Source organism: Cognatundibacterium oligocarboniphilum, from assembly GCF_013377855.1.
In the GTDB taxonomy this organism is placed as follows: domain Bacteria; phylum Pseudomonadota; class Gammaproteobacteria; order Burkholderiales; family Burkholderiaceae_D; genus Undibacterium; species Undibacterium oligocarboniphilum.
In genome coordinates this window covers 377,467-390,621 of record NZ_JABXYJ010000002.1, presented here as the reverse complement: position 1 = coordinate 390,621, position 13,155 = coordinate 377,467, and the positions used below count along the sequence as shown (strand labels likewise).

Sequence of the window (13,155 nt, the reverse complement as noted above, 5' to 3'; positions counted from 1 at the left end):
AAATTTTACGAAAAATCAATTTCTGTCTGAGAACCGATTGTTTTGACCGTCATCTTGAATTATGCTGAATTTCAGACGGTATGGAGACTTTGCTTAAGGAGCAGTAATGGCATCAGCAAGCCTTACCAATATTTTGTATGTGGAAGACGATCAGGACATACAGACAGTCGCCCAGATTGCGCTGGAAGTCGTAGGCGGGTTTGTCTTGCGCAGCTGCAGCTCAGGCCAGCAGGCGTTGTCTGATGTACAGCAGGGATATCAGCCGGATTTGCTGCTGCTGGATGTCATGATGCCAAACATGGATGGACCAACCACGCTTGCTGAACTCAGAAAATTGCCATTGACAGCCAATACACCTGTTATCTTCATGACTGCCAAGGTGCAGTCCGCAGAAGTTGAGTTTTATAAATCATTGGGAGCAATCGGCGTCATCGCCAAGCCGTTTGACCCGATGCAACTGCCAGAACAAGTCAGAAAACTCTGGCAAGAGATGAAATAAATGTTAGATAAACAAGATAGTCTGCACGAAAAACTCCGGGCGCTGGAGCAGGTTTTTTTGCAAAAACTGCCGTCCAAGTTTGACGAAATATTCGATGCTTTGAATCAGTACATTGCGGACCCCAAAAATAAAGAGGCGCTGGGACTACTGCACCGCCACCTGCACACCATGGCTGGTTCTGCCGGTACCTTTGGTTTTGAGGCGTTGGGAGCGCAGGCAAGAATATTTGAATCCCGTCTCAAGCCCTTGCTGAAAGATGAGACCTGGAGTGATGCTGAATTATCAGAATACGCGCACGATATTCATGACTATTTTTCTTCTGCATTGCTTAATCTGGATAAGGATGCGCCGATAGCAGAACAGCCTAAGGGACAACGGAAAGACCCGGTTCATGAATCCGATCACAATCAGCTGATTTATCTGGTCGATGATGATAACGGACAGAATCAGGCAATCGTCACCCAGCTTGAGCATTTCGGCTACGAGCCGGTGTGTATTGAACAATTGAAAGATTTGGCAATTGCTGTCGCAACCCGCAGACCGGATGCGATTGTGATCGAATTGAGTTTCCCGGAAGGGAAAAATGCCGGTATCGATGAAATCAAACGTATTGAACAGCTCCAGCGTTTGCGGATTCCGACGATTTTCGTTTCTAAATCCAGCAGTTTTGAATCACGCCTGCTGGCGGTGAAAGCCAAAGGGGACGGCTACTTTACCAAGCCGGTGGATGTGGTGGCGCTGACCGAGAGAATGGATTCCTTGTTGCAGCGCGATCAGAACAAGGGATACCGGGTTCTGATTGTGGATGATGATGTGGTCACTTCGCGCTACTACAGCGAGGTGTTGCGCAATGCAGGCATGACGGTTTTTCTGCTGAATGACCCGACCCAGATTTTGTCGGTGATGACTGATTTCCGACCGGAACTCCTGCTGCTTGATATTTACATGCCGCTCTGCAGCGGCGTGGAGCTGTCACGTATGATCCGTCAGGATAATTCGTATGTGGATGTGCCGATCGTTTTTTTATCCAGTGAAAATGATATGGCCAATCAACTCGATGCAGTGCGGGCCGGAGCTGATGATTTCATTATGAAACCAGTGAGCCAGGAATATCTGGTTTCTTCGCTGTCAACGCGGGCTGAACGTTACCGTTCATTGCGTTCCCTGATCATGCGGGATGGCCTGACGGGTTTATATAACCACACCGCCATCAAAGAACATCTTGCATCGGAAATTCTGCAGGCCCGGCGAAAGCAGGCTCCGCTGGCGCTGGCCATGATTGACCTCGATTATTTCAAGCGGGTGAATGATCAGTACGGCCATGCGACCGGGGATCAGGTATTGCGCACACTGGCGCGGATTTTACGACAGCGTCTGCGTCGCAGTGATATTGTTGGCCGTTATGGCGGAGAGGAGTTTGCCATTGTATTTCCCGATACTGATGCGGCGACGGCTCGTCGAGTATTGGATCAGGTACGGACTGCCTTTGCCAAGGTGAGTCAGCATGCAGAAAATGAAGAGTTTTTTGTCACCTTCTCGGCAGGTGTTGCAGATTTAGAGAATACCATCGACCCCGACGCCTTGTTTGATATCGCAGATAGTGCGATGTATGCTTCAAAACAGGCTGGGCGTAACCGGATCACGTTAGCTGAATCCTTGCAGACATTGGATAACCCTGTCTATAAGTTGAGTGTATAACTGAGTGCCGCCAGGTCAGGATGCCGATCAAAATAAAAAGCCGGGCAGATGACCCGGCTTTTTGCTGAATGCGTGCGCTGGACGCCATACGGCACCAGTCAGCTGATAGGTTGCAGCTGACTGGCTTTGATTCTGGATTCCAGTGCCTTGCCTTTACGTGCCCGCTTGTTGATATGTATGCTCAGTGCGCCGGCACTCAGGCTGATTTCCTGGACTTTACCGCCACGACCGCTACCGGAGATTCTGACTCCTTTCTGACTGATTGCTTGGGCTGCAATCAGAGTTTCTTTTTCCTCCAGATCCATCAGGATCACGCCGCGGCCACCGCTGGATAATTGCTTGATCTCGCTGAGGCCAAATACCAGCAGACGACCATTTGCAGACAGGCAGGCGATGGCGCTGGCATCATCCTTGACGATGCCGGGCGGTAGCGGGATGTCACCTTCTTCCAGCGTCATAAAGGCTTTACCGGCTTTCATTCTGCCGACCATGTCGCCTGCTTTGGCGGTGAAGCCATAGCCTGCGCTGGATGCCAGCAAGAGCCCGGTCTCGTTACCGCCTGCAAAATAATGCAGGATCTTGCTGCCGGGCGCCAGATCAATCAGTGTCGTGACTGGCACACCGTCGCCGCGCGCCCCCGGCAGCGCGGAAACCGCCACCGAATAAACACGGCCATTGGAGCCGAACACCAGCATATGGTCTACGGTGCGGCATTCAAACGTACCGTAGAGACTGTCACCGGCTTTAAAGGTGAACTGCGCCGCATCATGCCCATGTCCGGTACGAGCGCGCACCCAGCCTTTTTCAGAAATCACGACAGTCACCGGTTCATCCACCACTTTTTGTTCGACCGACGCTTTTGCTGCTTCTTCGATCAGGGTACGACGTGCGTCGCCAAATTGCCTGGCATCGCTGTCGATTTCCTTGATCAGCATTTTTTTCATGGAAGCCGGATTGTCCAGCAAATCATGCAAGCTCGCTTTCTCTTTGCGAAGTTCAGCCAGTTCCTGCTGAATTTTGATGGTCTCCAGACGCGCCAGCTGACGCAGACGAATTTCCAGAATATCCTCAGCCTGGCGCTCAGACAGCCGGAAAGCCTGAATCAGTGCCGGTTTCGGTTCGTCTGATTCGCGGATGATGCGGATGACCTCATCAATATTCAGCAATACGGCTTCGCGGCCTTCCAGAATATGAATCCGGTCATCGACTTTTTTCAGGCGATGTTGGGTACGGCGGGTCACGGTACTGAAGCGGAACCCAATCCATTCATTGAGGATATCGATCAGCCCTTTCTGGCGTGGGCGGCCATCGCCGCCGATCATCACCAGATTCATCGATGCCGAGGTTTCCAGCGAGGTATGCGCCAGGAGCATCTGCATGAATTCAGCCTGATCCTGATTTTTGGACTTCGGTTCAAATACGAGTCGTACCGGCGCATCTTTGCCGGACTCGTCGCGCACGGTATCGAGCACCGACAGGATCACCTGCTTGAGCGAGACCTGTTCCGGCGACAGCGTTTTTTTACCGGCTTTGATTTTCGGATTGGTGAGTTCTTCGATCTCTTCCAAAACTTTTTGTGACGAGGTACCGGGCGGCAGTTCGGTCACGACCGCCTGCCATTGTCCGCGTGCCATGTCCTCGATTTTCCAGCGTGCCCGCACTTTCATGCTGCCGCGTCCGCTGGCATACATTTCTGCAATGCTGGCAGCAGGAGTGATGATCTGGCCGCCGCCGGGGAAATCCGGGCCGGGAATGTACTCCATCAGCTCGCTATGTTTCATGCCCGGATTGCGGATCAGAGCGACCGCTGCTTTGGCGACCTCGCTCAGATTATGCGACGGGATTTCCGTTGCCAGACCGACCGCGATACCGGAGGCGCCGTTGAGCAGCACAAAAGGCAGGCGGGAGGGCAGCAGCCTGGGTTCTTCGGTCGTGCCGTCGTAATTAGGCTGGAAATCGACCGTGCCTTCGTCGATTTCATCCATCAGCAAACGTGAGATCGGCGTCAGGCGGGCTTCGGTATACCGCATCGCTGCAGCACCGTCGCCATCGCGCGAGCCAAAGTTGCCCTGACCATCGATCAGAGGATAACGCAGCGAAAAATCCTGCGCCATGCGTACCAGCGCGTCATACACGGACTGATCGCCATGCGGATGCAGCTTACCCAGCACATCGCCGACCACAGCCGCCGATTTGCGCGGTTTGGCACTGGCATTCAGCCCCAGTTCGTTCATTGCGTACAGAATGCGGCGCTGTACCGGTTTCTGGCCATCGCAGACGTCCGGCAAGGCGCGGCCTTTCACCACCGAAATCGCATAATCCAGATAGGCGCGCTCGGCGAAGGTCGCCAGAGTCAGTGCCTCTCCATCGCCGGGGGGCTGGGTTTGTTCAAATAAGTTTGCTTGTTCGCTCATAGCTTGCTGTCTGATTGGATTCCGGCTTCGGAGTTGACCGAAATATTCAAAAATTATGGGGTATATGCGTTTTCTGCCTGATTGTCAGCATCAATAATTGGCTTTAAAATATACTGGAGGGAGTATGTTTAGCGCTGCATAATCGGCTGACGGGCTCAAATATCGGCCTCGACGGCATTTCCGTGCTCTTCTATCCATGCGCGGCGGGCGGCGGCTTCGCCTTTTCCCATCAGCATGTTAAAGCGTGCTTCGGAAAAATCCTGATCAAATTCTCCCAACGATACCGGGAGCAGGCGACGCGTATCCGGATTCATGGTGGTTTCCCACAACTGCTCCGCATTCATTTCACCAAGTCCTTTGAAACGGGAAATGCTCCAGGCGCCATCTTTCACGCCGTCTTTACGCAATTTGTCTTCAATCGCGATCAGTTCGCCATCATCCAGCGCATAGATTTTTTGTGCCGGTTTTTTACCACGGGCAGGGGCATCCACCCGGAACAGCGGTGGCCTCGCCACGCAGATATGACCGCGTGCGATCAATTGCGGAAAATGTTTGAAAAACAGCGTCAGCAACAGCACCTGAATATGCGAACCATCGACGTCTGCATCTGACAGGATGCAGATTTTGCCGTAGCGCAGATTGGACAAATCGGGCTGATCATTCGGCCCATGCGGATCGACGCCAATGGCGACGGAAATGTCGTGAATTTCATTATTCGCAAACAGACGATCGCGTTCCGATTCCCAGGAGTTCAAGACCTTGCCACGCAACGGCAGAATAGCCTGAAATTCTTTGTCACGTCCCATTTTTGCAGAGCCGCCAGCGGAATCGCCCTCGACCAGAAACAGCTCATTGCGCGTGATGTCGTTCGATTCGCAGTCGGTTAATTTGCCGGGCAACACGGCAACGCCGGAGGATTTTTTCTTCTCCACTTTTTGTGCCGAACGCAGGCGTGACTGCGCCTGTTTGATGACCAGTTCCGCCAGTTTTTTGCCGTATTCAACGTGAGAATTCAACCACAGTTCAAGCGGTGGTTTGGCAAATGAGGAGACCAGCCGCACTGCATCCCGGGAATTCAGTCGCTCTTTGATCTGTCCCTGGAATTGTGGATCCAGCACTTTTGCCGACAGGACGAAAGAGACGCGTGCAAAGACGTCTTCGGGCAGCAGCTTCACACCTTTCGGCAGCAGTGAATGCATTTCTGCAAAATTTTTCACCGCGCCGAACAGACCGTCGCGCAAGCCGGATTCATGGGTGCCGCCAGCCGGTGTCGGGATCAGGTTCACATAAGATTCGCGTACCACATTACCATCTTCGGTCCATGCCACGACCCAGGACGCACCTTCGCCTTCGGCAAAACCTTCGTTGTCCGAACTCGCAAATTGTTCGCCTTCAAACAACGGAATCAGGGGTTCACCGTGCGAGGATTGCGCCAGCGCTTCGTTCAGGTAACCGCGCAGACCCTGATCATATTGCCAGACCAGGTCTTCCCCGGTTTTGGCATTGGCGAGTGTGACTTTGACCCCGGGTAACAGCACTGCTTTGGAACGCAGCAGGCGTTGCAATTCGCCCAGTGGAATGTTGGCAGAGTCAAAGTATTTGGCATCCGGCCAGATCGAGACGCGTGTGCCATTCTTTTTGTCACCGCGTGGAATCGGTTGGCTGCGCAAAGGCTCGATGACATCGCCATCGGCAAATGTCAGCTGATGCAGGCCGTTGCCCTTGTCGTCCTTGCGCCAGACCGTGATTTCAAGTCGCTTGGACAGCGCATTGGTGACAGAAACACCGACACCGTGGAGACCGCCGGAGAATGCATAAGCGCCGCCTGAACCCTTGTCGAACTTACCGCCGGCATGCAGACGGGTAAACACGATTTCCACCGTAGGCACACCTTCTTCGGGATGCAGGCCAACGGGAATGCCGCGGCCGTCATCTTCGACGCTGACGCTGCCATCGGTATGGAGAGTAACCTGGATATGTTTGCAATGACCGCCCAGTGCCTCATCGGAAGCGTTGTCGATGACTTCCTGGATGATATGCAGCGGGTTTTCTGTCCGCGTGTACATGCCCGGTCTTTGTTTGACGGGCTCCAGTCCTTTCAGGACTCGGATTGATGATTCGCTATAGTCAGTCGTTACTGTATTTTTTTTGGTTGCCATGCGAAGTAAAAATTGTTGGTTTGGTTGAAATATAATAATGTTTTGCAATTTCTTCGTCAGAGTGGCGCAGAATAGAGGTATTCTTGCACCCGTTTTGGCAGCTATTGTAGCTGTATTGTGTAGATGGATAAACGATGCCACAAAAAACAGCCACCATCGCAATCCGCTTGTTAGGCTTTTCCGCTAAAGAGGAGGAGACATTCTCGACTGTTCTCGCCGTCGCCCGCGAGAAAGGCTATCTGTACACTTGTCTGAAAAACGGCTGTGTGCAGGATCCGGATATGTATCTGGTGAACGCCGAGAATATTCAGGCCATTGCAACCTTGTCGGATCTGAATCCCGGCGAGGCCTTGCCTGTTTTGCTGATTGGCCAGCCTGAAATTGATCTGCCTTACGAAGTCATGCCGCGTCCGATACGCTGGCGCAATATTTTCGGAATTCTCGATGGACTCATCGACCGGCGCGATTTACTGCTGACAACGCTGGCGGCACATACTTCGGTGACGGTGCATGAACGGCGACGCCATAAACGCCTTGACCTCGATCTGACTGATCCGGTGGTGTACCAGAAATTACGGCAGCGCCCCATGGCCAAAGGCGGTATTCTGGTGATTGATAAGGATACGCAATTCCGCGAATACGTCGCGATGATGATGGATCGTTACGGCATTACCGTGACACTGGCTTCGGATGAACGCAGTGCTTTGCTGCTGGACAGGAATAATCAGCATGCACTGACCCTGATTAACACGTCGACCCCGGGCGTTGATCCTTACCGCCTGTGCGAAGCGCTGAAAAAGCAGAATCAGGGCCACAGAACTTCAGTGATTTTTCTGCTCGACAAAGGACAGGAATATAAACAGATCATGGCGGAAAAGGTCGGATGCGACGGCTATCTGATAAAGCCGCTGTCACGCCACGTTCTGGTGCGGACAATTAAAAAATTCCTTCACATATTCAGTGATCTTCCGATCCGCAAGGAGCATGGCTGAGATCTGTCCGCTGTCATGCCTTGAAGCGCAGCGTATAGTGTGGCGGAATTATTTACTCAACAGGCGCATACCGCGCTCCAGTCCTTCCAGCGTCACCGGAAGCATCCTGTTGCTCATCAACTGGCGCACCACAGAAATCGATTGCCGGTATTGCCATAAACCTTCCGGTTCGGGATTGAGCCAGATGTATTTCGGAAACGTGCTGGCAAAACGCTGCAACCAGACTGCGCCAGCTTCTTCATTGTTATATTCCACAGAGCCGCCGGGTTGCAGAATCTCATAAGGACTCATCGTGGCATCACCGACAAAAATCAATTTAGTGTCAGGCGGATATTTGCGCAGGATGTCCCAGGTCGGAAATTTTTCCGCATGGCGGCGGCGATTATTTTTCCACAGATAGTCGTAAACGCAGTTGTGGAAATAAAAGAATTCCATATTTTTGAATTCAGTTTTGGCTGCGGAAAACAGTTCTTCAGTTTGGGCAATATGATCATCCATGGTGCCTCCCACATCCAGCAGCATGAGCACCTTGATATTGTTTTTACGCTCAGGCTGCATCTTGATATCCAGGTAGCCCGCATTATTGGCTGTTGCCTTAATGGTAGCATCCAGCGCGAGTTCTTCTTCCGCCCCTTGCCGGGCGAATTTACGCAGGCGGCGCAGTGCAACCTTGATGTTACGGGTGCCAAGTTCGCGTTCCGCATCGTAGTCTTTGAATGAGCGTTCTTCCCATACTTTGACGGCACTGCGGTTACCGCCGTTACCGCCAATCCGGATACCTTCCGGGTTGGTACCACCATGACCGAATGGCGATGTGCCGCCGGTGCCTATCCATTTGCTGCCGCCTTCGTGGCGTTCCTTCTGTTCGTTCAGTAATTCCCGCAAGCGATCCATCAGTTTGTCATAGCCAAATTTTTCGATCGCGGCTTTTTGCTCATCTGTCAGTTCACGCTCCAGACGCTTGGTGAGCCAGTCCAGCGGTATCTCGGGTCGTTTTTCAAAAATGGTTTCGATGCCCCGGAAATAAACGCCGAATGCCTTGTCGAATTTATCAAAATGAGCTTCGTCCTTCACCAGAATGGTGCGCGCCAGAAAATAAAAATCATCCAGCGACATGCTGATCAGTCCCTGTTCCAGCGCTTCCAGCAGCATCAGGAATTCTTTAATAGAAACCGGGACTTTGGCATCTTTCAGCGTAAAGAAGAAATCGATCAGCACTTGTTTTATTCTCCATATTGATTTTGCAGATACTGCAAATTTCTTTTAACCCCGGGCCATTCATTTTGCAAAATGCTATAGACAACAGTATCACGAATGCGCCCATCCGGCAGTACCATATGGTTGCGCAGCACCCCATCGCGTTTGGCGCCCAGCCGTTCAATCGCTGCCTGTGAACGGCGGTTGAACCAGTCTGTTCGGAATTCTACCGCGATGCATTCCATCCTCTCAAATGCCGCTGTCAGCAATAGCAGCTTGCATTCCGTATTTACACCGCTGCGCTGCGCAGAACGGGCATACCAGGTGTAGCCAATTTCGAGCCGCCGATTCTGGTGGTCTATATTGCAAAAGCGGGTACTGCCGATAATTTTCCGGCTGTTATTATCCCTGACTGCAAAAGGAATCGCTTTTTGTTGTGCCTGCATGTCGAGCGCCAGTTGCAGCCAGTGTTCGGTATTTTCCGGTGCCGGAACCGATGTGAAAAATAGCTTCCACAGTTCGCCGTCCTGCGCAGCGAGCCGGATTTCAGGTAAATGCGCTGCATTCAGAGGTTCAAGCGTGACCAGATTGCTGGTCAGGTTAACTGGTTCGTATTGCATGTAAATCCTTCGTGAATGAGATGGTCAAAGTGCAGGCATAGATTGACTGTCCCATAAAATGGTCGTCAGCGTCAGCAGCAAAGCAGGTAAAAAAGATCCGTAACAGAAAAAATCCGGCGCTATAATACTAAATTCATTCAAAACAACAGCGATGCTTGCTAACGAAAATAAAAAACGTTATACTGCAAAGCTGTATAGAATTTTGCGGCGTGGCATTTAATCAACTTGCTTTGACCTCGTCGCTTTGACCACGTTTAGGAAATCTCATGGCAAATACCGCACAAGCACGCAAACGTGCTCGTCAAGCAGTTAAACAAAATGCACACAACTCCAGCCAGCGCTCCGCGTTGCGCACAGCAATCAAGGCTGTCCGTAAAGCGATCGAGGCAGGTGATAAAGCCGCTGCTGCGACAATCTTCCAGACATCTGTTTCTACAATCGACAGTATTGCTGATAAGAAAATCATTCATAAAAATAAAGCTGCACGTCATAAGAGCCGTCTGGCATCTGCGATCAAGGCACTGGCATAATTGCTGCTTCTTGTTTGAAAAAAAACCGCAGATATCTGCGGTTTTTTTTATGGTCATTCAATTTCTGAGAAATTCCTGAACTGAGTTACTGAGCGTACTCAGGTCGGTGAAATGTTCAAGTGCAGAAGCTTAACGCAACGGCAAACCTTCAATCTTGCTGCCAGACTTGATATTTTTCTGTTTGAACCAGCCCTGATTCATTTCCAGTGCGTAGCGTACGGTTTTATTGGCGCAATGCGAATCGGTGGTTTCCGGCTGCATATCCTCAATATTCACGATTTTCCCATCGCCATCAATAAATGCCACCGACAGTGGGATCAACGTATTTTTCATCCACATGCAGACGCTTGCCGGTGCTCCGAAATCAAACACCATCCCTTCGTTTGCACCCATCTGGGTACGTAGCATCAGACCTTGCTGGCGCTGGGCCTCGTTGGCGGCAACTTCAGCTTTGATGACATAAATGCCCGCAGAGAGTTGCGTGACAGGGAGTTTTCCCTGCGCGGAGCAGGTCAGGGTTGTCAGTGAGAGAACGGTCATGCCGAACAATTGTCTGGCGGAAGAAAAAAAAGTATTTTTCATGAAGAAATAGTCAACAGGATCAATTGAGGCTTATATCCTACCGGAAATAAAAAAGGCAGGAGTCAATCCTGCCTTTTTTGTCACACTTTGATTCAAAATTCTTTATTTTGCCGGAGTAGCTGATGCAGCAGCTTCAGCTTCTGCCTTTTTCGCTTTTTTGGATTTCTTGGCTTTTTTAGCTGGCTTTGCTGCTGCCTCTGCAGATGCAGCAGAACCGGAGGCCGGAGCGGAAGCAGCAGGTGCTTGTGCAAATGCAACTGAAGCAAACAGACCAGCAATCAGAGCGGCGATCAATTTTTTCATGTCAACTTCCCCTAAATAATATTTTACAAAAAATGTTTTCCAGTCAGTGATTCCATTGAATCAGGTGGAATAACGGTGGCCGGAGAGAGCGGGTTGACATGGAAAGTAAAATTATTTTGGCATGGATGTCGGAATGTTAACTTCCTGCCATTCCCCTGGCATCAAAGGATGTGTCTCCAGCGAAAATCCGCCGATAGCAATCCGGACCAGCCGCAGCGTGGGTAATCCGACAGCTGCAGTCATGCGTCTGACCTGGCGGTTTTTCCCTTCCGACAGAATCAGACATAGCCAGTTGGTCGGAATGTTTACCCGCTCGCGCACAGGAGGGTGGCGGGACCAGATCCAGTCAGGAGGCTGAATATGCCTTACGACGCATGGCTGGGTGGTGAAGTCGCCCAGATCAAGCGGTTGAGCTAATCGTTCAAGCATCGCTTTGTCCGGCGTTCCTTCAACCTGGACCAGGTAAGTTTTCGCCTGTTTATGAACCGGATGACTGATACGGTTTTGCAGTCGGCCATCGTCTGTCAATAAAATTAATCCTTCGCTGTCCGCATCAAGGCGGCCAGCAGGATATATATTGGGAATATCCAGATAATCGGACAGGGTTTGCCGCGATGGATGTGCCGAAAACTGGCACATCACATTGTAAGGTTTGTTGAATAAGATGAGTTTCATGGCAATATGGTACCCGCAATTGGGAAAACTGATGGCATCCAGTAAAATACTAGTGCATAATACGAAATGAAGGTCTTGTGTCTTATAGAAGAGTTAATAGCGATATTGACCGTTGTGTAGCCAACAAGGCATCTTATGAGCAAAGCGCGACCCGCTTGATCGCCTAACTACGGAGAAAACGATGTATCAACATATTCAAGTTCCTGCTGAAGGTAAAAAAATTACCGTCAATGCCGATTTCTCGCTGAATGTTCCTGACAATCCAATTATTCCTTTCATTGAAGGTGATGGTACTGGCGTGGATATCAGCCCTGTCATGATCAAGGTGGTTGATGCTGCTGTTGCCAAAGCATATGCTGGTAAGCGCAAGATCAGCTGGATGGAAATCTATGCAGGTGAAAAATCGACCAAGGTTTATGGCCCGGATGTCTGGTTGCCGGAAGAGACATTGAAAGTCCTTAAGGATTACGTTGTTTCGATCAAGGGGCCTTTGACAACGCCGGTCGGCGGTGGCATCCGCTCCCTGAACGTGGCATTGCGTCAGGAACTGGATCTGTACGTTTGCCTGCGTCCCGTACGTTATTTCAAAGGCGTGCCATCCCCGGTACGTGAGCCAGAAAAAACCGACATGGTCATCTTCCGTGAAAACTCTGAAGATATTTATGCCGGTATCGAATTTGCAGAAGGTACTGATCAGGTTAAAAAACTGATCAAGTTCCTGCAGGACGAAATGGGTGTGAAAAAAATCCGTTTCCCCGAGTCTTCCGGTATCGGCGTGAAGCCGGTTTCCCGCGAGGGTACAGAGCGTCTGGTACGCAAAGCGATCCAGTACGCGATCGACAATGACAAGCCATCTGTTACGATCGTTCACAAGGGCAATATCATGAAGTACACCGAAGGTGGTTTCCGTGACTGGGCATATGCGCTGGCGCAAAAGGAATTTGGCGCAGAACTGATTGACGGCGGCCCATGGTGCAAATTCAAAAATCCGAAGACAGGCAAAGAAATCACCGTCAAAGATTCCATCGCTGACGCATTCCTGCAGCAAATCCTGTTGCGTCCGGCAGAGTACAGCGTGATCGCAACACTGAACCTGAATGGTGATTACATTTCCGACGCGCTGGCGGCACAGGTTGGCGGTATCGGTATCGCTCCTGGCGCTAACTTGTCTGATTCCGTGGCAATGTTTGAAGCAACACATGGTACCGCACCGAAATATGCTGGCAAAGATTATGTGAATCCGGGTTCGCTGATCCTGTCCGCTGAAATGATGCTGCGTCACATGGGCTGGGTCGAAGCAGCAGATCTGCTGATTTCTTCCACAGAAAAGGCCATTACTGCCAAGAAAGTCACCTACGACTTTGCGCGCCTGATGGAAGGGGCTACTCAGGTATCATGCTCCGGATTTGGCGATGTCATGATCGAGAATATGTGATTTCCACTCTTTGCACTGTAAAAAAACCGGCTTATGCCGGTTTTTTTATTG

General features: G+C 50.9%; 12 protein-coding genes. 5 read left to right on the top strand and 7 right to left on the bottom strand.

All coding sequences use genetic code 11. The annotated features are described in order from the left end of the window. Positions 1 to 106: 106 nt before the first annotated feature. Both HV832_RS04805 and HV832_RS04800 read left to right on the top strand, forming a co-directional pair. The gene (locus HV832_RS04805; RefSeq protein WP_176802404.1) at positions 107 to 499 is read left to right on the top strand and encodes a response regulator; all 393 of its coding nucleotides are present in this window, start codon (positions 107 to 109) and stop codon (positions 497 to 499) included. Then, the gene (locus tag HV832_RS04800) at positions 500 to 2,197 is read left to right on the top strand and encodes a diguanylate cyclase (RefSeq protein WP_176802403.1); all 1,698 of its coding nucleotides are present in this window, start codon (positions 500 to 502) and stop codon (positions 2,195 to 2,197) included. Positions 2,198 to 2,295: 98 nt separating this feature from the next. Here HV832_RS04800 and parC read toward each other — a convergent pair whose 3' ends face one another. Both parC and HV832_RS04790 read right to left on the bottom strand, forming a co-directional pair. Further along, complete coding sequence (gene parC / locus HV832_RS04795) at positions 2,296 to 4,611, bottom strand: DNA topoisomerase IV subunit A (RefSeq protein WP_176802402.1); 2,316 nt, start codon at positions 4,609 to 4,611, stop codon at positions 2,296 to 2,298. A 155-nt stretch (positions 4,612 to 4,766) separates the two neighbouring features. Next, complete coding sequence (locus HV832_RS04790) at positions 4,767 to 6,770, bottom strand: DNA topoisomerase IV subunit B (RefSeq protein WP_176802401.1); 2,004 nt, start codon at positions 6,768 to 6,770, stop codon at positions 4,767 to 4,769. Positions 6,771 to 6,904: 134 nt separating this feature from the next. Between HV832_RS04790 and HV832_RS04785 the strand changes: the two genes are divergently transcribed. After that, a complete protein-coding gene (locus HV832_RS04785; protein WP_176802400.1) occupies positions 6,905 to 7,762 on the top strand; it encodes a response regulator in 858 nt (285 codons plus the stop codon). 48 nt (positions 7,763 to 7,810) lie between these two features. Here HV832_RS04785 and HV832_RS04780 read toward each other — a convergent pair whose 3' ends face one another. Together HV832_RS04780 and HV832_RS04775 are read right to left on the bottom strand one after the other, a co-directional pair. Further along, a complete protein-coding gene (locus tag HV832_RS04780) occupies positions 7,811 to 8,980 on the bottom strand; it encodes a vWA domain-containing protein (protein WP_176802399.1) in 1,170 nt (389 codons plus the stop codon). 5 nt (positions 8,981 to 8,985) lie between these two features. Beyond that, entirely contained in the window at positions 8,986 to 9,579 is a 594-nt protein-coding gene (locus HV832_RS04775) for a GNAT family N-acetyltransferase (protein WP_176802398.1), read from the bottom strand. A 266-nt stretch (positions 9,580 to 9,845) separates the two neighbouring features. Here HV832_RS04775 and rpsT point away from each other — a divergent pair, with 266 nt between their 5' ends. Further along, a complete protein-coding gene (gene rpsT, locus HV832_RS04770) occupies positions 9,846 to 10,109 on the top strand; it encodes a 30S ribosomal protein S20 (RefSeq protein ID WP_176802397.1) in 264 nt (87 codons plus the stop codon). 129 nt (positions 10,110 to 10,238) lie between these two features. On the opposite strand, the gene HV832_RS04765 is transcribed toward rpsT, so the two are convergent. The 3 genes from HV832_RS04765 to HV832_RS04755 all read right to left on the bottom strand — a co-directional run bounded on the left by HV832_RS04765 (position 10,239) and on the right by HV832_RS04755 (position 11,669). Next, positions 10,239 to 10,691 (bottom strand): DUF192 domain-containing protein, encoded by a 453-nt coding sequence (locus HV832_RS04765; RefSeq protein WP_176802396.1) that lies wholly within the window; start codon positions 10,689 to 10,691, stop codon positions 10,239 to 10,241. A gap of 102 nt (positions 10,692 to 10,793) precedes the next feature. Further along, the gene (locus HV832_RS04760; RefSeq protein WP_176802395.1) at positions 10,794 to 10,994 is read right to left on the bottom strand and encodes a hypothetical protein; all 201 of its coding nucleotides are present in this window, start codon (positions 10,992 to 10,994) and stop codon (positions 10,794 to 10,796) included. 111 nt (positions 10,995 to 11,105) lie between these two features. After that, positions 11,106 to 11,669, bottom strand: coding sequence for a pseudouridine synthase (locus tag HV832_RS04755; RefSeq protein WP_176802394.1), 564 nt, complete (start codon positions 11,667 to 11,669; stop codon positions 11,106 to 11,108). A 181-nt stretch (positions 11,670 to 11,850) separates the two neighbouring features. Here HV832_RS04755 and icd point away from each other — a divergent pair, with 181 nt between their 5' ends. After that, complete coding sequence (gene icd, locus HV832_RS04750) at positions 11,851 to 13,104, top strand: NADP-dependent isocitrate dehydrogenase (RefSeq protein WP_176802393.1); 1,254 nt, start codon at positions 11,851 to 11,853, stop codon at positions 13,102 to 13,104. Positions 13,105 to 13,155: the final 51 nt, after the last annotated feature.